Below are 16,341 nucleotides of genomic sequence, written 5' to 3' on the forward strand. Positions count from 1 at the left end.
GAAATGAGTAGAGCATCCGGAATCAAAGATGATCTGGCCTCAAAACCGGCGGAAGGCGGCACGGAGATCTTGTCGGTGGCGCGATCTATCGTCCCGGCCATGACTTCAGCGACGCAGGCGTACACGTACGCCGCGCCCTCCTCGCTCATCGACGGTCGCCTCGGGCTCGCGACCTCCGGCGGCCGTGCCCTGTCCGGCCCCGCCGTGGCCCCCCGCTTCTTCAGCGGCGTGGTGACCCAGGCCGCCCCCGCCGCGGCGGCCCTGCTCGGCGTCGCCGACGTGGCGCTGGCCCGCTACCACCAGCCGCAGGAGCGACCCGGCTGGGTGCGCGACCCGGTGGTGACGTGCAACGGCGACCGCCTGCGCTTCGAGTCGTTCTCCGCCTGCGGCGGCGTGTACGCCCGGCTCGACCTGCTGCAGGGCGCGCTCGACGGCGAGGTCTTCGACCGGGGCACCACCAACGTCGACGTGAACGCCCCGCTGCGGGAGGCGCTGGCGCGCATCGGCGCGCGCGACCCGCTGCACCTGGGAGTGGGCCTCGACGAGCTGGTCGTGACCACGACGGACGGCGCGGTGGTGGAGAAGAAGGTGCCGCTGCCCGAGCGCTGGCTGCGCGGGTTCGCCGAGGTGCAGGTCATCGCCTCGGGCATGGACCAGCGCGGCGAGCTGGCCGGCATGGCGGCGGTGCGCTTCCTGCGCGGGCTGCCCAGGAAGGGCACGGTGTGGGTGGCCCAGGTGGGGCGCGACCTGAAGGTCTCCGATCACCCGGTCGCCGGATCCGTCCAGCTCGCCGGCCCCAACCGGCTCGCCACCCTGCTGCCGTTGCTCCGCTTCGCCAAGGCCCTGCGGGTGTACGGCCCGTCGGACGCCGCCTCCAGCGCCTGGGAGCTGGAGCTGCCGGGCATGCGCTACACGCTCACCCTCTCGCCCGAGCGCTGGCGCGGCTTCTCCGGCGAGGGCGCGGTGCTCGACGACCTGGCCACCGACGAGGCCGAGAACGACGCCGACGTGGTCGGCATGCTGCTCAACTTCGAGCCCGAGGTCGAGATCGGCCTGCTGGCCGACCGCGCCGGCATCCCCGCCGACCGGGTGCGGGCCGCGCTGACGCAGCTCGGCGTCGCCGGCCGGGTCGGCTACGACCTGGCCGAGGCCGCCCACTTCCACCGCGAGCTGCCCTACGACAAGGACAACGTGACCGTGCTCAACCCGCGGCTGGCCAAGGCGCGCAGGCTCGTCGAGGCGGGCGCCGTGCGGCTCGACGGCGAGTCGGCCACCGTCCGCACCTCGGGCGGCACGCGTCAGGTCTCGCTGGCCGACGGCTCCTGCACCTGCGAGTGGTGGTGGGACCACCGCGGCTCCCGCGGCCCGTGCAAGCACGTGCTGGCCGCCCGGATCGCCGCCCGCGCCGCCGTGGAGGTCTCCCGATGACCACCTGGACGGAGGTCCGCGACCTCGTCGTCCGCAACGAGTCCGGCCGCCTGGCCGACCGGCTGGTCACGCTCACCGAGCAGGAGCGCGCCGAGCTGGCCGGGCAGCTGCCCGGCCTGGTCAAGGAGCTGCGCCAGGTCCGCACCGAGCAGGTGCGCGCCGAGCACCCCGACGACTTCGGGGAGATGGTCTCCTGGGAGGTCGAGAAGCTGCTCACCGGCATCGCCAGGGCGCTGCTGGTGGCCGGCGTCGGGCTCATCACCGGCCCGGCCGCCGCGGTGACGTGGATGACCGGCCGCGACGTCAACCGCCGCTGGGGGCCTGCCATCAGGGTCGACCAGGTGTGCCGGGTGGCGGCCGCCCGTCCGCCGGAATGGCGCCGGGACGTCGCGGTCCGGCTGGCCCGGCGGGTGCGCCGTCCCGCCGACCGCATCGCGCCGCTGGCCCTGGAGCTGCTGCGCCAGTCCGGCGCGGTGCCGCCCGACCACGACCCGCTGGTGGCCGCCTGGCTGTTCCAGCCGACCGTGCCCGACGACCCGCTGGCCCCCGTGCTGCTGCCCCGGGTCTTCGACGCCGACGGCGCCGGCCGCGTCCTGCGGGAGGAGTCGCTGCAGCCCCGGCCCTCCCGCTGGCTGGCCGCCGTCGCCCGCGAGATCCCCAGGGAGCAGGCCCTCGACGGTTGCGTGAGCCGGTTCCTGCGCGGCGGCGAGCAGCAGGACCTGCGGTTCTTCGTCCGGCTGCACACGCTGCTCGACCCCACGCCCGCGGAGTCGGCTGCCCGCCTGCGCGACTACCTGCGATTGTTGCCGTCCGCGCCGGGCACGGTCGCCGAGTCGGCCGCCGCGCGGGTGCGCGCCGCGATGCCGCTCGACCACGCCGACCTGGTCGAGGCGGTCGACGCGCTCACCTTCCGGGCCGAGGCCAAGCTCGCCGCCACCGGGCTGCGCTGGCTCGACCAGGCGATCCGGGCCACGCCGGAGACCGCCGCCGACTTCGTCGCCGCGCTGACCACGGCGTACGCGCACACGTCCTTCGAGGTGCGCAACCGCGCGGTCGAGCTGACCCTCAAACACGCCGGCCTGCTCACCGGCCACGCCGAGGCGATCCTCGACGCCGTCCGCGACCTGCCCGCCGACCTGGGCGCGAAGCTGGCCGGGCGGTTCGGCGGGGAGACCCCGGTCGAGGAGCTGCTGGAGCCCAAGGAGTTCCCGCCGCTGCCCGAGCCCGCGCAGGCGCTGCCCTTCCCCGAGCCGTCGATCTTCCCCGGCGGGCACGAGCCCTGGATCGACGAGGAGCGCTGGCTGGCGGCCTTCGTCACCGGCGTCGCCGACGACCGGGCGGAGCTGCGCCGCAGGCTCGCCCCCCACGTCGAGCAGGCACACGTCGAGCAGGCACACGGCCGCCGGCGGCTCAAGGACGTGTGCCTCGATCCCGGCGAATGGCGGGCGGCGCTGGCCGCGGAGCTCGTCACGCCCGGCAGCGTGCCGGAGCTCCCGCCGATCCAGCCGGAGAGGTTCTGGGAGCGCGCCGCCCACTCCGTGGGAGTGCGCGTCGTCCCCCGCGCGCAGGAGCCCGGCCAGGACCCGCCGACCGGGCGGATCATGGTGGGCGGCGGCCGCCGGCCCGGCCGCTTCCTCGACGATGACGCCCCACTGCGGGCCTTCTCCATCACCTGGACCAGCGACGAAGGTCCCGCCAAGGCGGTGGTCCGCGAGGGCGACCAGGAGATCCCCTTCGCCAGTGGCCGGATCCGGCTGAACGAACCCGATGATCGCCCGGTGCGCGAGAGGCCCGGCGTCCGGTACGACGACTCCGTGGAGGCCATGCCGTACCACCTCCTCGACCGCGCCTACGACGAGATGGCCGCGCTCGGCGTGGACCCCGCCCGGATCGCGGCGATGCGACTGGGGGAACCGGTGCCCCCGCCGGGCACGGACGAGCCGCTCGCGCGGGTGACCGTCGTGTTCGTCCCGCCGCGGCGGCGTTCGTACCTGCCCGAGGCGCTGTCCGAGCAGGACGAATGGCGGCGGCGCAACCGCCTGCCCCGCACCGGTCGGGTCGCCCCGCTCCACGACTTCCTGCTGCACCGCTACGCCGAGCTCGCCGCGGCCCTCCGCGAGGACGCCCTCCCGCCGGTGCTGCTGGCCACCCCGACCTGGACGAGCGGCCACCTCGACCCCGACGTGCTGGTCGGGCGGCTGGAGACGTGCGCCGCCGCCGGGGTGGAACCGCTCCCCGCCGACCTGGCGCAGGCGCTGCTGCGGCTGCCGCGGGGCCGCCATCCGGCGGCGGCCGAGCGGGCCGCCAAGGTCGAGTCGGAGGCGGCGCGGTCGGCCGCCCGCTGGCTCGCCGGTGACGGCATGGCCGACCCCGAGTGCGGCCACGGGTGGCGGCACATGGTCGACGCGTCCATGGTCGAGTTCGGCGACGGCGACCCGGAGCACTTCACCGAGGTCAGGCTGCGGCCCGTGCTGCGGGTGACGGCCCCGACCGGCCATCGGCTGATCGACGAGGTGGTGCTGCGGGAGCCGTCCGACCGGGCGGGCAGCGAGTCCGGCCACATTCTGGGGGCGTGGCCCGCCGTTCTGCCCTCCCACCGCGAGGTCGTGGCCGTCAACTTCCTGCCCTACCTGCTGCAGGGCCACTGGGGCGTCTGGCGCGCTCCGGCGGAGATCATCGGCCTGGAGCTCGCCCAGGGGCCGATGGGCGAGTCCACGGCGCTGATCCTCGCCTTCCTCCTGGCCGACGGCGTGCCCGACCTGATCCCGCTGGTCCTGCGCATGGCCGCCAGAGGTGAACTGCCCGCCGAGGAGATGGGCCGTCAGCTCGCGCTGGTGCTGCGCCGCACCTGGCAGGAGACCACCCCCGCCATCGCGGCCCTGACCCGGCTGGCCGAGGCCGGCGGCCACCACGAGGTGTGGCGCGTCATGCGGGCCCTGCTGCCCGTGATGTCGCCCGGCGAGGGGCGGCGCGTCACCGTGAGCCACACCCGGCTCGTCGCCCTCGCCACCGACGTGGCCCTCTGGACCGGCGCGCGCGGGGAGATCCCGGTCGTCGCCGAGTTCGCGGGCGGCCGCCGGACGACCCGCTTCGCCCACGCCTGCCGCCGCCTGCACGCCCAGCTCACCGGAGCCACGTCATGACCGCCGACGACGTCCGCGCCGAGATCAGGCGCCTCGTGCTCGCCCGCGACACCGAGCGGCTGGCCTCCCGGTTGCCGGACCTCACCGGCGCCGAGCGGGCCGCCGTCGCCGCCGAACTGCCGGGCCTGCTCGCCGAGCTGCGCCCGCGACTGCTGGCCGCCCGCTGGAACGCCTTCGACCAGCTCACCAGTCCCGCCGAGGCGCTGATGATGGTGGGCGCGGCGACCGTTCCCGGCCCGGCCGGCGCGGCCACCTGGCTGATGAAGCGCGACCTCGACCCGGGAACGTCCTGCGCGCCGAGCCCGCACCGGCTGGTCAGGGCGGTCTCCGGCCGCCCGGCGGCCTGGCGGGCCGATCTGGCGGTCCGGCTCGCGCGCCGCGTCCGCCGTCCCGACGACCGGGTCGTGCCGCTGGTGCTGGCGCTGCTGCGCGACGGCCCGGTTCCCCCGCCCGACCACGAGCCGCTGGTGGCGGCCTGGTTGTCGGCGGCGACCGTGGCCGACGACCCGCTGACGCCCCACCTGCTTCCGCGGATCTTCGAGGCGGCCGGCGCGGGCCGGGCGCTGGCCGACGAGCAGCTCACCCCCGAGCCGTCCCACTGGCTGGCCCTGACCGGCCGCGCGCTGCCGCGCGAGCAGGTCATCGCGGGCTGCGTGCGCCGTTTCCTGCTCGGCGGCGACGCGCGTGACCTGCGCTTCTTCGTCCGGCTGCACACGCTGGTGGCGCCCACTCCGGCGGAGTCGGCCGGGCGGCTGCGCGACTACCTGCGGCTGCTGGCCACCGCGCCGGGCCCGGTGGCCGAGCTGGCCTGGCGGCAGGCGCGCGCGGCCCGGCTCGACCCGGCGGACGTCGCCGAGGCCGTCGAGTCGATGACCTTCCGCCCGGAGGCCGGGCTCGCGGTGAAGGGCCTGACCTGGCTCGACCGTGCCCTCGGCCCTCACCCGGAACGGGTGAACGACCACGTCAGGGCGCTGACCAACGCGTACGGGCACGCCTCCCACGAGGTGCGCGACCGCGCGGTCGCCCTCACACTCAAGCACGCCGGTCACGTCACCGACCCCACAGCGCTCCTGGAGGGGGCCGGACTGCTGCCCCCGGCCTCGGCCCGGCGGCTCCACGAGCGCTTCGGCGTGGGCCGGACCGGCGACTTCACCCCTGGCCGGCTGCCCGAGGCCACCGTGCCCGGCCCGTTCCCGGTCCGCGGCCCGGAGGCCGGCCCGCCGGCGGAGGCAGGCTGGATCGCCGTCGAGGCGTGGCTGGCGGCGGTCGTGCGGGAGGCCCACGCGAACCCCGGCTCCCTGCGCGAGACGCTGGCCCTGAGGTTCGGCGAGGAGCTGAGGCCGGTGCTCTACGACATGCCGGTGTGGGAGTCGCCACGCGACTGGTGCACCGCGCTGGCCAGGGAGCTGGTCAACCCGGGCGAGGATCCGGGGCCGCCCGGCTCGCGTCCGCCGCGGGAGTGGCCGCCGTACCGGAGCACGCCCGGCGACGTCGGGCAGGCCCTGTACGACGGCATGGTGAGCCTCGCGGCCACGGCCTTCCGGCTGCTCCCCGGCCTGCGCACGATGCTCCCGCTGCACGACCTGCCCGACGACGTGCAGGAGCAGCTGCTGCGGACGGACGACGTCGAGACCGATCTCTACGACCCCGGCGCCCGACCGGCGCCCGCCGAGTGGAACCGCCTCCCCCGCCTGGAGGAAAGCGCCGGCCCCCACGCCTTCCTGCTGTCCCGCCTCGACGAGCTGCTGCGCGCCGCGAAGGCCGGCGCCCTGCCCCCGGTCCTGCTGGCCACGCCCACCCGCGCCGACGGCCACCTCGCCCCCGAGACCCTGCTCACCCGCCTGGCCGGGTGCGCGCGCTCCGGCCGCGAACCGCTGCCGTTCGACCTGGCGCAGGCCCTGCTGCGGCTGCCCCCCGATCCGGCCCCCGACCTGGCCGAACGGGCGCGGGGCATCGGCTCGGAGGCCGCCGCCGCGGTGGCCCGCCGGCTCGGGCGCGGCGCGCCCCCGCCGCCGCGGGTCGAGGTGACCTGGACCCCCGGCCTCGGCTCGGCGCCCCACGAGCAGGTCCCCGACCGGCGCGGGATCGCCGCCGTGAGCTGGCCGCCCGCCGAGCCCACCGGCCTCGCCGCCGTCGACGCCCTGCTGGCCGCGCCTTCCCGGAGAGGCTTCTGGCGCGGGTCACGTGACTTCTGGCCGCGCATGACGCCGCACCACCGGGAGCTCGCGGCGGCCCATCTGGCGCTCTGCCTGCTCGACTACTCGGTCCCGCCCGGCGTCGACGACCTGCGCGGCCTGGCGCTGGCCGGCGGGGAGTCCGGTCCGGCCACGGCCCTGGTCCTGGCCTTCGTGCTCACCGCGGAAGGCGACGACGCGGTGCCCCCGCTGCTCGAACTGGCGGCCAAGGGCGCGCTGCCCGCCGCCGGGACGGGCCGTGCGCTGGGCATGCTGAGCCGCCGCGGCGGCGTGCGGCCCGACCTCGCCCTGCCGTCACTGGAACTGGCCGCCCGGCAGGGCGCGCACGCCGAGGTGTGGACGATCCTGCGCCACTTCCTGGCCGTCTTCCTCCCGCGCGGGGGCGAGCGGGCCCGGCGTGCGCACACCGACGCCGTCGTGCTGGCCACGGACGTCGCCATGTGGGCCGGGGCGCGCGGCGAGATCCCGGAGGTGGCCGCCCACGCGGGCAGACGCGGCTCGACCGCGCTCACCCGCGCGTGCCGTGGCCTGCACCAGGCGCTGACCCAGGAGCCATGAACCGGCCCTGAACCGGCCCGGCGCCGCTCCCGCCGACCAGGCCGAACCGGCGGCGGGATCAGCACCGACCAGCCGAACCGGCGCTGGGGTCAGCGCCGGGCATGCCGAAGCGGCGCCGGGGTCGGCCCGGCGCCGCTTCGGTGGTCTCGACGGCTCAGCCGGCCACCAGCTCGTAGCCCGCCTCTTCGACGACGTCCCTGATCTTCGTGTCGTCGAGGGCATCGGTCGAGGTGACGGTCACCTGCCCCGTGGCCAGCTCGACGTCGACCGAGGAGACCCCGGCGACCTTGCCGATCTCGGTCTTGACGGTGCCCGCGCAGCCGCCGCAGGTCATTCCGGACACCGTGTAGGTCTTCGTGCTCATCGCCTCGCTCCTCCCGTGATACCCCGGCCGGGTATGTCGGAAGAGAACGTACGCCCGATCTTGCGTAAAGGCAAGCCATACGGCGGAGGGGTATGTGAGACGCGCGTCACATTGCCTCGCCTATACCCCCACCCGGTATCGTTGCCTCGCATGAGAACCCTTGACAAGATCGTTGTGATCGGCGCCTCACTGGCGGGGCTGCGTGCCGTCCAGACCCTGCGCCGGGAGGGCTTCGACGGCGAGCTCACGCTGGTCGGCGCCGAGGCGCACGTGCCGTACAACCGGCCGCCGCTGTCCAAGAGCGTCCTGCGCGGCGACGAGGACGTCACGCTCCCCGGCGCCGAAGAGCTCGGCGACGACTGGCTGCGCGGCAGGCAGGCGGTGCGCCTGGACGCCGCCAACCGCACGGTCGTCCTCGACGACGGCGCCGAGCTCGGCTACGACGGCCTGGTCGTCGCGAGCGGCGCCCGTCCCAGGCGGCTCGACGGCGTGCACACCCTGCGCACCCTTGAGGACGCCCTGGCCCTGCGCGCCGAGCTGGACACCGGCCACGAGCACGTGCTGGTCATCGGCGGCGGGTTCATCGGCGGCGAGGTGGCGACCACGGCCAGGCAGCTCGGCCGCAAGGTCACCCTGGTCGACTCCGGCCCGCACCCCATGCACGCGGGCCTCGGCGCGCAGGCGGCGCGCTGGCTGGCCGGGCACCACGAGCGCAACGGCGTCGAACTCGTCACCGGTGTCCGCGTCACCGAGGTGACCGGCGGCCAGGTGCGGCTCGGCGACGGCCGCGTACTGTCCGCCGACCTGGTCGTGGGCGGCATGGGCGTGACGCCCAACACCGAATGGCTGGACGGCAGCGGCCTGGCCGTGGACGACGGCGTGCTGTGCGAGCCGACGCTGTACGCCACCAGCTCGGTGAACGTCGTCGCGGCGGGCGACGTGGCCCGCTGGCCGCACCGCCTGTACGGCGACGCCCTGATCCGCGTCGAGCACTGGTCCAACGCCAACGAGCAGGGCGCGGTGGCCGCCCGCAACCTGCTGGCCGGGCCCGACGAGGCGCAGCCGTTCGCGGACGTGCCCAACTTCGCCACCCACGTGCACGGCGCCCGCATCCAGACGGCCGGCCTGCCCCACCTGGCCGACGAGGCGCGCGTCGTCGCCGGCGACCCGGAGGAGGACCGCTTCGCCGTGGCCTTCGCCCGCGACGGCGTGCTGGTCGGCGCGGTCGCCGTCAACGCGCCGAAGGACCTGATCAGGCTCAAGCGGTCCATCGCCGCGGGCGAGGCGATCTGACTACGACCGCGGGTAGCATGACCGGCATGATGCGTGGCCTTGGCGAGCTCGAATCCACGATCATGGACTGGATGTGGGCCAGGCGGCGTCCCGCCTCGGTCCGCGACGTCTTCGAAGACCTCAAGCAGCGGCGGACCATCGCCTACACCACGGTGATGACCGTGATGGACAAGCTGCACACCAAGGGCATGCTCCGGCGCGAGGCCGTCGGCCGCGCCTACGTCTACGAACCGGTCGCCTCCAAGGAGGCGTACACCGCCGACCTGATGCGCCGCGCGCTCGCGGGCAGCGGCAACCAGGCCGCCACCCTCGTGCACTTCCTCGAACGGCTCACCCCCGAGGAGGCCGCGGCGCTGGAGGCGGCCCTTCAGGTCTACCCGCACCGGGGCCGTCCCGCATGATCGCCGCCGTCGTCCTGGCCTGTTACACGGTGGCGGCGGCCGTCTGGCTGCCCGTGCTGGGGCAGCGGGCCGCCAAGTGGTCCGACCGGGCGCCGCGGCTGGCCATCGCGCTGTGGCAGGCAGGGGCGGCGTCCGTGGTGGCCTCGGCCGTGCTCGCCGCGCTGGCCTTCGCCGTGCCGGCCGAGATCGTGGGCCACGGGCTGGCGGGGTTGTTCGAGGCGTGCGCCGACATGCTCGGCGACGGCTCCAGCGTGTCCCGGGTGGGGTTCGCGGCCATGCTGGCGGCCGGCGCGGTGCTGTCCAGGGTGCTCTGGTGCGGCGTGACGGTGCTGGTGCGGGCCGCCGTGGAACGTCGCCGGCACGCCGCCATGTTGCGGCTGCTCGGGCGGCGCGACGCCGAGCTGGGCGTGGTGGTGATCGACTACGACGAGCGGCTGGCGTACTGCGTGCCGGGCCGGCGCGCTCAGACGGTCATCACCACGAGCGCGCTGCGGGCCCTGACGCCGGAGCAGATCGCCGCCGTGCTGGCGCACGAGCGGGCGCACCTGCGCGGCCGTCATCATCTGGTGCTGGCCGGGGCCGAGGCCCTGGTCCGGGCGTTTCCCAGGGTGCCGCTGTTCGAGCGGGCCAGGACGGAGATCGCGCGGCTGGTCGAGCTGCTCGCCGACGACGTCGCGGCCCGCCGCCACCCGCGCGCCCAGATCGCCGCGGCGCTGGTCAGCCTGGCCACCGGGCGCGCGCCCGCGTTCACGCTCGGGGCGGGCGGGGAGACGGCGCTCAGCCGCGTACGCCGGCTGCTCGGCCCCGAGCAACCGCTCGGCCGCCGCGAACGGCTGACCGGGCTGCTGGCGGTCAGCGCGCTGCTCGGCGGGCCGGCGACGGTGGCGCTGGCGCCGGGGGTCGGCTCGTTCCTGGCCCACCACTGCCACTCGCTGCTGTCGCTCTGACGTACTACTGCCCTTAGTAGCCAGGTGGCCGGACGGGGTCAGGCGACGCCCCAGCGAGTCCAGTGCTGCACGGCCGCCGCGACCAGTTGCACCGCCATGGCCGCGGCCAGCAGTCCCATCACCCGGGTGACCAGGTTGAGCCCGTTGTCCTTGAGCAGCCGCCCGATCACGGAGGAGAAGCGCAGCGTGAGCCACGTCAGGAGCAGCGCCGCGGCCAGCGCCAGGCCGACCGCCGTCACGGCCGCGGCGGTGGCCGCCTTCTCCATGTAGAGCATCGTCGCCGCGATGGCCCCCGGCCCGGCCAGCAGCGGCGTGCCGAGCGGGACGAAGGCCACCGCTCCGCTCCCGGCGTTCGCCCGGTTGCGGGCGCAGTCGGCCTTGAGCAGGTCGAGCGCGATGAGCGCGAGCAGCACGCCGCCGGCCACCTGCAGCGCCTGCAAGGAGATGCCGAGCGCGTCGAGCAGCCCGTTGCCGAGCACCGCGAACACGGCGACGATGCCGGCCGCCACCAGCACGGAGACCCTGGCCGTACGGCGGCGGCCCGCCGGGTCCTGGCTCCTGGTGAGGGTGAGGAAGATCGGGATGGCCGCCAGCGGGTCGAAGATGACCAGCAGCGTGACGAAAGCCTGCACGAACAGCGACATGACCTGCTCCACGGGTACGGAGGGGTTCCCCGCGGTCAGCGCGCGGGGCCGGGCCGGATCTCCGTGGAGCGGCAGGGCACGGTCCGGCGCAGCCACACCGCGCCGCCGTGTTCCCGCCTGTTCATGCCCGCCCGAACGGGGGCGGCGGCCGGGCTATTCCCGAGGCGTCCGGATGGCGTCAGACTGCCCGTTCTACTATTCAGGATAGTAGGCTGGCCGTCCGCGCCGAGCCGGTCCCCGACCTCCCTCTTCGCTCCCATGCCGCCGACAGGAGGCTCACCTCCCTCTTTACCGGCATACCCCATACCCCTAAAATCGGTCACCCCACCTAAGGAGTATCACCATGGACCATAGTGGACATCACTCTCCCTCCTCCTCGTCGGAGCACCAGCACGCCGCTCCGCCCGCCGCTCCGCCCGCCGCCACGTGGGCCATGGCCGCCCAGGCGACCCTGCACTGCCTGACCGGATGCGCGATCGGCGAAGTGCTCGGCATGGTGATCGGCACCGCGCTCGGCCTGTCCAACCTCACCACCGTGATCATCTCGGTGGCGCTGGCCTTCGTGTTCGGTTACGCGCTGACCATGCGCGGCGTCCTGCGTGCCGGGGTGGACTTCAAGTCGGCGCTGAAGGTGGCGCTGGCGGCCGACACCATCTCGATCGCGGTGATGGAGGTGCTGGACAACACCGTGATGGTGACCGTGCCGGGCGCCATGGACGCCGGGCTGGGCAACTGGCTGTTCTGGGTGGCGCTGGCCGGGTCGCTGCTGGTGGCGTTCCTGCTGACGACGCCGGTGAACAAGTGGCTGATCTCCCGCGGCAAGGGTCACGCCGTGATCCACCAGTACCACCAGGGCCACGGCGGCCACCAAGGTCACGACGACCACGGGGGCCATCAGGGACACGATGGCCATCACGGCCACCAGGGCCACTGACAGGGACACCACCCCAGGCACGACACGAGCCGACCCGTCCGGGATCCGTCCGCGATCGCCGACGGATCCCGGACGAGAGGCGGGCCCGCTCACAGACACCCGCCCCGCCCCCATGACCGGCCCTCCTGACCCCCACACAGGCCGGCCCCCACACAGGCCGACCCCGACGCCGAACCCGGAGATCGCGGCAACCCCGACACGACGCCCAGCTCACCGCCACGACCGGGCATTCCCCTCCCTGACGCCATCGCAGGCCCATCCAACGCCGAGCCAGGAGGGCACGGCCACCTCGGCGTGTCCCTCGGCTCGCCGCCATGAGCGGGCATCTCCTGGCGTCGCCACGGGCCGCCCCCGACGTCGAGCCAAGAGCGCGCTGCGATCCCCCGACGCGACGCCTCCCGCGACGCGTCAACCCGCACACCCACCCACCCCGGGCACGCCAAGCCCGCACACCCCAGGCCCCCTGACGCACCCCGCATACCCCCTCCCCGCACACCCCGGCCCCCTGACGCGCTCCGCATTCCCTCCTCTGCACACCCCGGCCCGCTGACCCGTTCCGCATACCCCACCCCCGCCCTCCGCAGCCCCTGGCGCGCTCCGCATAACCCCGGCATGCGGGGGCCGCGGCCTGTGGGCCGGAGTGCAGGGGCCGGGATGCGGGGGCCGGCCGGGGTGCGGGAGCCGGAGTGCAGGGGGTATAGGGCTGCGGGGGTGAGGTATGGAGGCGCGGCCCGGCCCGCATACCCAGTCCTCTTACGCGTGGCGCATACCCTCGCCCCGCATACCGCGCGCCCCATCCCCATACCCCAGCCCCCCACCCATCCCGCATATCGCCGCCTGACCCGCGCACCCGGTCCCCTGCGCGTGCCGCATACCCCCGCCCGGCACATCTCCCGGCCCCCCACCCCCGCCCTCCGACGCACCCCGCACGCCCTCGCCCCCGACACGTCCCGCACACCCAGCCCCGCGCATGTGTCACTTGCGCGTCCCTGCCCCGTGACACATCACCCCCCGACGCCCCGCCATAGGCCGCCGGAGCTGCGGGAATGTCGTCGTCGCGCGGTCGCCCTTCCGCATCGCCGGCGCACGTGGGCCCGCCGTCAGGCAGTGCCGCCCGGACGGTCTCCGGCGCGCGGACTTGACAGATACCCCCCCGGTGTATGTATGTTCATCGCCAGATACCCCCTACCGGTATTTCCGAGGAACCCAAAAGACCCGCCCGCATCCCCACCGGGGTACGGCGTAGCGCTGGAGAATGCTCATGTCCGCACCATCCCCCCGGCGATGGACCGCCCTGGCCCTGATCGCCACGGCCCAGTTCATCGTCATCATGGACACGTCGATCATCGGCGTGGCCCTCCCCCGCATCCAGGAAGACCTCGGCTTCTCGCAGGAGAACCTGTCGTGGGTCTTCAACGCCTACGTCGTCGCCTTCGGCGGGCTCCTGCTGCTCGGCGGCCGGCTCTCGGACCTGTTCGGCGCACGCAAGCTGTTCGGCGCCGGCTGGCTCATCCTGCTCGCCGGCTCGCTCGTCGCCGGCATCGCCCCCGAGGTGTGGGTCGAGCTCACCGGACGTGCCGTCCAGGGCATCGGCGCGGCCCTGATCGCCCCGTCCGCGCTGACCCTGCTGATGATGCTGTTCGGCCACGACCCCAAGGAGCTCACCAAGGCCCTCGCCCTGTACGGCGCGGCCGCCCCGGCGGGCGGCACCGCGGGCGTGTTCCTCGGCGGCGTCATCACCGAGTACCTGAGCTGGCCCTGGGTCTTCTACATCAACATCCCGATCGCGCTCGTCGCGCTCTTCGCCACCCGTCCGCTGATGCCCGCCGGTCAGTCCCAGCGCGGCTCCATCGACATCCTCGGCGCGCTGACCGTCACCGCCGGGCTGGGCGCGGCCGTCTACGCCATCGTCCGGGCGCCCGAGGTCGGCTGGGGCTCCGCCCAGACCTGGGGCGTGCTGGCCGCCGCGATCGCGCTGCTCATCGCCTTCCTGGCGATCCAGGCCCGCCGCCGCGAGCCGCTGATGAGGCTGTCGATCTTCCGTACGCCGAACCTCGCCGCCGCCAACCTGACCCAGCTCCTGCTCGGCGGGGCCTGGATCCCGATGTGGTTCTTCCTGAACCTCTACCTGCAGCAGGTCCTCGGCTACAGCGCCTTCCCCAGCGGCGCGGCCCTGGTGCCGATGACCGTCCTCATCATGCTCGGCATGATCGTCCTGGCGCCGCGCGCCATCAACCGGTTCGGCCCCAAGGCCGTCACGGTGGCGGGCCTGGTCCTGCTCGCGGTCGGGATGGGCTGGCTGTCGCTGATCAGCCCCGAGGGCAGCTTCGCGGTCGACGTCCTGCCCGCCAGCCTGGTGGCCGCGCTCGGCATGTCGCTGGCCTTCATCCCCTCGCTCGGCACCGCCATCTCCTCCGCCCGTCCCGAGGAGGGCGGCCTGGCCTCCGGCATCGTCAACACCAGCTACCAGGTCGGCTCGGCCCTCGGGCTGGCCGCCATGACGGCCGTCGCCGCCGCCAACGGCGCCGCCCAGCTCGGGAACCTGCCCGCGCTGACCGACGGCTTCTCCTCGGCCTTCGTGGGAGCCGCCGGGATCGCGGTCGCCGGCGCCCTGATCGCCGCGCTGACGCTCCGCTCGCGGGGCGCCGCACCCGCCGAGGCCGCCGACACCGCCGAGACCACCGCCGCCACCCGCGGCTGACCTCGACGCTCACAGCTCCGAAGGAGATCCCCATGTCCATCCTCATCGCCTACGACGGTTCACCCGACGCCCGCCACGCCGTCGAGGAGGCCGCCCGGCTGTTCCCCGGCGCGTCCGCGGTGGTGCTGTATGCCCGTCAGCCCCTGGAGAGCCTCGCCGCCCACCTCGAAGGGCATCCCGCCCTGGAGGACCTGCGGGACATCGACGCCAGGACCATGGACGCCTCGGAACGGCTGGCCGCCGAGGGCGCCGACCTCGCCCGCTCCCTCGGGCTGCGGGCCGAGCCGCGGGTCGCCTCGGTCCCGGAGGAGGTCGTCGCCGCCGCCATCGTCGACGCCGCCGAGGAGGTCGACGCCTCGCTGATCGTCCTGGGCTCGCGCGGCCGGCAGGGGCTGCGGGCGCTGCTGTCGGGCAGCACGTCCACCCACGTCATGCACGCCACCGCGCGCCCCACGCTGATCGTCCCGTCCAAGCCGCTGGCCGACGCCCGTCGCGCCGCCGAGCACCGCGCGGCCCGCTGAGGTCGCCGAGAGACGCCCGGCTCCCATCGGAGCCGGGCGTTTCGGCGTTCCGGTGAACGCGCCGGACCTGGCGTGCGTATCCCCACACGAGCCGGAACGACGGCCTGTTACGCCGGATAGTACGGGCGAAATGCCAACAAGCAGGGCGACCTTCGGTACTATTCCGCCTCAGGCATGGAGGCGTACGAGGAGGCATCGTAGTGGTCGTGGCGACGAGGCTGGGGCGAGCGGCAGTGGCCGTGACACTTGCGGCGGTCGCGGCGGTCTCCATCCCGGGCGTCGCCTCGGCCGATCCGTCGCCCGCCAAGGCCAAGGCCAGGCTGGTGAAGCTGAACGAGCGGGCCGACGAGGTGGTCGAGCAGTACAACCAGGCGACCGAGGCGCACAAGAAGGCCAAGCAGAAGTACGACGCGCTCAACGCCGAGGTCGCGAGCAAGAACGCCCAGGCGGACGGGTTACGCAAAGACCTCGTCTCGGCGGTGGTCAGCGACTACCAGTCGGGCCCGCTCACGACCTGGGGCCGCTTCGTCGCCGACGGCACCCCCGACGAGGTGCTGAGCGGCATGGCCGCCCTGGAGCAGATCTCCCGGGCCAGAGCGGCGAAACTGGCGGCGTTCCAGGCCACCACCAAGGACCTGCGCGCCCGGCGCGACGAGGCCCGGACCGTCCTGGCCGAGGCCGACGCGGCGCGCGACAAGGTGCGGGCGGAGAAGACGAAGGTCGACAAGCTGGTCAAGGCGCAGACGAAGCTCCTGCGCAGGCTGGGCGCCTTCCGGGCGGGCGATCCGAACAGCGCCGGCATCAGGTACACCGGCTCGGCCTCCGGAAACGCCCGCCTGGCGTTGCAGTTCGCCTTCGCCCAGGTCGGCAAGCCCTACCAGTACGGCGCCGAGGGCCCGAGCTCCTACGACTGCTCCGGCCTCACCCAGGCCGCCTGGCGCACCGCGGGCGTCGAGCTGCCCCGCACCACCTGGACGCAATGGGCCTGGGGCGCGAGCAGACGCGTCTCGCTCGACGCGTTGCAGCCCGGCGACCTGCTCTTCAGCAAGGGGCTCGGCCACATGGGCATGTACGCCGGCAACGGGAAGATGGTCCACGCGCCCCAGACCGGTGACGTCGTCAAGGTGGTCGACCTCGACGACTACTGGCGCACCCGGCTGCTCGGCGCGGTCCGCCCCTGACCGGCGACGGCTGTGCACAGGCCGGGCACGT

At 74.5% G+C, this 16,341-nt stretch carries 12 protein-coding genes; 10 read left to right on the forward strand and 2 right to left on the reverse strand.

The features are described 5' to 3' along the window. Positions 1-99 precede the first annotated feature (99 nt). Genes ACIBK9_RS27805 through ACIBK9_RS27815 form a run of 3 tightly spaced genes read left to right on the forward strand, consistent with a single transcriptional unit; the run spans position 100 to position 7,324 of the window. Complete coding sequence (locus ACIBK9_RS27805) at positions 100-1,428, forward strand: SWIM zinc finger family protein (protein WP_397161885.1); 1,329 nt, start codon at positions 100-102, stop codon at positions 1,426-1,428. Further along, positions 1,425-4,571, forward strand: coding sequence for a hypothetical protein (locus tag ACIBK9_RS27810; protein ID WP_397161886.1), 3,147 nt, complete (start codon positions 1,425-1,427; stop codon positions 4,569-4,571). Before ACIBK9_RS27805 ends, ACIBK9_RS27810 begins: the two co-directional genes overlap by 4 nt. After that, the gene (locus ACIBK9_RS27815) at positions 4,568-7,324 is read left to right on the forward strand and encodes a hypothetical protein (protein WP_397161887.1); all 2,757 of its coding nucleotides are present in this window, start codon (positions 4,568-4,570) and stop codon (positions 7,322-7,324) included. Before ACIBK9_RS27810 ends, ACIBK9_RS27815 begins: the two co-directional genes overlap by 4 nt. A gap of 154 nt (positions 7,325-7,478) precedes the next feature. Here ACIBK9_RS27815 and ACIBK9_RS27820 read toward each other — a convergent pair whose 3' ends face one another. Further along, positions 7,479-7,688: a heavy-metal-associated domain-containing protein gene (locus ACIBK9_RS27820; protein WP_358301112.1), complete on the reverse strand. Its 210-nt coding sequence runs from the start codon at positions 7,686-7,688 to the stop codon at positions 7,479-7,481. Positions 7,689-7,838: 150 nt separating this feature from the next. Here ACIBK9_RS27820 and ACIBK9_RS27825 point away from each other — a divergent pair, with 150 nt between their 5' ends. Genes ACIBK9_RS27825 through ACIBK9_RS27835 form a run of 3 tightly spaced genes read left to right on the forward strand, consistent with a single transcriptional unit; the run spans position 7,839 to position 10,329 of the window. Further along, entirely contained in the window at positions 7,839-8,981 is a 1,143-nt protein-coding gene (locus tag ACIBK9_RS27825; protein ID WP_397161888.1) for an NAD(P)/FAD-dependent oxidoreductase, read from the forward strand. A 26-nt stretch (positions 8,982-9,007) separates the two neighbouring features. After that, the gene (locus tag ACIBK9_RS27830) at positions 9,008-9,382 is read left to right on the forward strand and encodes a BlaI/MecI/CopY family transcriptional regulator (protein ID WP_357972372.1); all 375 of its coding nucleotides are present in this window, start codon (positions 9,008-9,010) and stop codon (positions 9,380-9,382) included. Further along, positions 9,379-10,329, forward strand: a complete 951-nt coding sequence (locus ACIBK9_RS27835; RefSeq protein ID WP_397161889.1) for a M56 family metallopeptidase — start codon at positions 9,379-9,381, stop codon at positions 10,327-10,329. The genes ACIBK9_RS27830 and ACIBK9_RS27835 overlap by 4 nt, the downstream gene beginning before the upstream one ends. A gap of 38 nt (positions 10,330-10,367) precedes the next feature. Here the strand turns inward: ACIBK9_RS27835 and ACIBK9_RS27840 are convergent, their stop codons facing one another. Continuing rightward, positions 10,368-10,973: a MarC family protein gene (locus ACIBK9_RS27840; RefSeq protein WP_397161890.1), complete on the reverse strand. Its 606-nt coding sequence runs from the start codon at positions 10,971-10,973 to the stop codon at positions 10,368-10,370. A gap of 343 nt (positions 10,974-11,316) precedes the next feature. Between ACIBK9_RS27840 and ACIBK9_RS27845 the strand changes: the two genes are divergently transcribed. The 4 genes from ACIBK9_RS27845 (at position 11,317) to ACIBK9_RS27860 (ending at position 16,310) form a co-directional block, all read left to right on the forward strand. After that, positions 11,317-11,907: a DUF4396 domain-containing protein gene (locus tag ACIBK9_RS27845; RefSeq protein ID WP_397161891.1), complete on the forward strand. Its 591-nt coding sequence runs from the start codon at positions 11,317-11,319 to the stop codon at positions 11,905-11,907. Between the two features lie 1,261 nt (positions 11,908-13,168). Next, on the forward strand, positions 13,169-14,608 hold the full coding sequence (locus tag ACIBK9_RS27850) for an MFS transporter (RefSeq protein ID WP_397161892.1): 1,440 nt from the start codon (positions 13,169-13,171) through the stop codon (positions 14,606-14,608). A gap of 32 nt (positions 14,609-14,640) precedes the next feature. Next, on the forward strand, positions 14,641-15,129 hold the full coding sequence (locus tag ACIBK9_RS27855; protein WP_352356013.1) for a universal stress protein: 489 nt from the start codon (positions 14,641-14,643) through the stop codon (positions 15,127-15,129). Positions 15,130-15,362: 233 nt separating this feature from the next. Next, positions 15,363-16,310, forward strand: a complete 948-nt coding sequence (locus tag ACIBK9_RS27860) for an NlpC/P60 family protein (RefSeq protein WP_397161893.1) — start codon at positions 15,363-15,365, stop codon at positions 16,308-16,310. Positions 16,311-16,341 lie beyond the last annotated feature (31 nt).

The organism is Nonomuraea sp. NPDC050227 (assembly GCF_044459705.1).
Taxonomy (GTDB): domain Bacteria; phylum Actinomycetota; class Actinomycetes; order Streptosporangiales; family Streptosporangiaceae; genus Nonomuraea.

Excerpts from the sequence above, each read along its gene's own strand:
- ACIBK9_RS27825 (WP_397161888.1), top strand. The coding sequence starts at position 7,839 with ATGAGAACCCTTGACAAGATCGTTGTGATCGGCGCCTCACTGGCGGGG.
- ACIBK9_RS27820 (WP_358301112.1), bottom strand. The coding sequence starts at position 7,688 with ATGAGCACGAAGACCTACACGGTGTCCGGAATGACCTGCGGCGGCTGC.
- ACIBK9_RS27805 (WP_397161885.1), top strand. The coding sequence starts at position 100 with ATGACTTCAGCGACGCAGGCGTACACGTACGCCGCGCCCTCCTCGCTC.
- ACIBK9_RS27845 (WP_397161891.1), top strand. The coding sequence starts at position 11,317 with ATGGACCATAGTGGACATCACTCTCCCTCCTCCTCGTCGGAGCACCAG.
- ACIBK9_RS27850 (WP_397161892.1), top strand. The coding sequence starts at position 13,169 with ATGTCCGCACCATCCCCCCGGCGATGGACCGCCCTGGCCCTGATCGCC.
- ACIBK9_RS27835 (WP_397161889.1), top strand. The coding sequence starts at position 9,379 with ATGATCGCCGCCGTCGTCCTGGCCTGTTACACGGTGGCGGCGGCCGTC.
- ACIBK9_RS27840 (WP_397161890.1), bottom strand. The coding sequence starts at position 10,973 with ATGTCGCTGTTCGTGCAGGCTTTCGTCACGCTGCTGGTCATCTTCGAC.
- ACIBK9_RS27830 (WP_357972372.1), top strand. The coding sequence starts at position 9,008 with ATGATGCGTGGCCTTGGCGAGCTCGAATCCACGATCATGGACTGGATG.
- ACIBK9_RS27810 (WP_397161886.1), top strand. The coding sequence starts at position 1,425 with ATGACCACCTGGACGGAGGTCCGCGACCTCGTCGTCCGCAACGAGTCC.
- ACIBK9_RS27815 (WP_397161887.1), top strand. The coding sequence starts at position 4,568 with ATGACCGCCGACGACGTCCGCGCCGAGATCAGGCGCCTCGTGCTCGCC.
- ACIBK9_RS27855 (WP_352356013.1), top strand. The coding sequence starts at position 14,641 with ATGTCCATCCTCATCGCCTACGACGGTTCACCCGACGCCCGCCACGCC.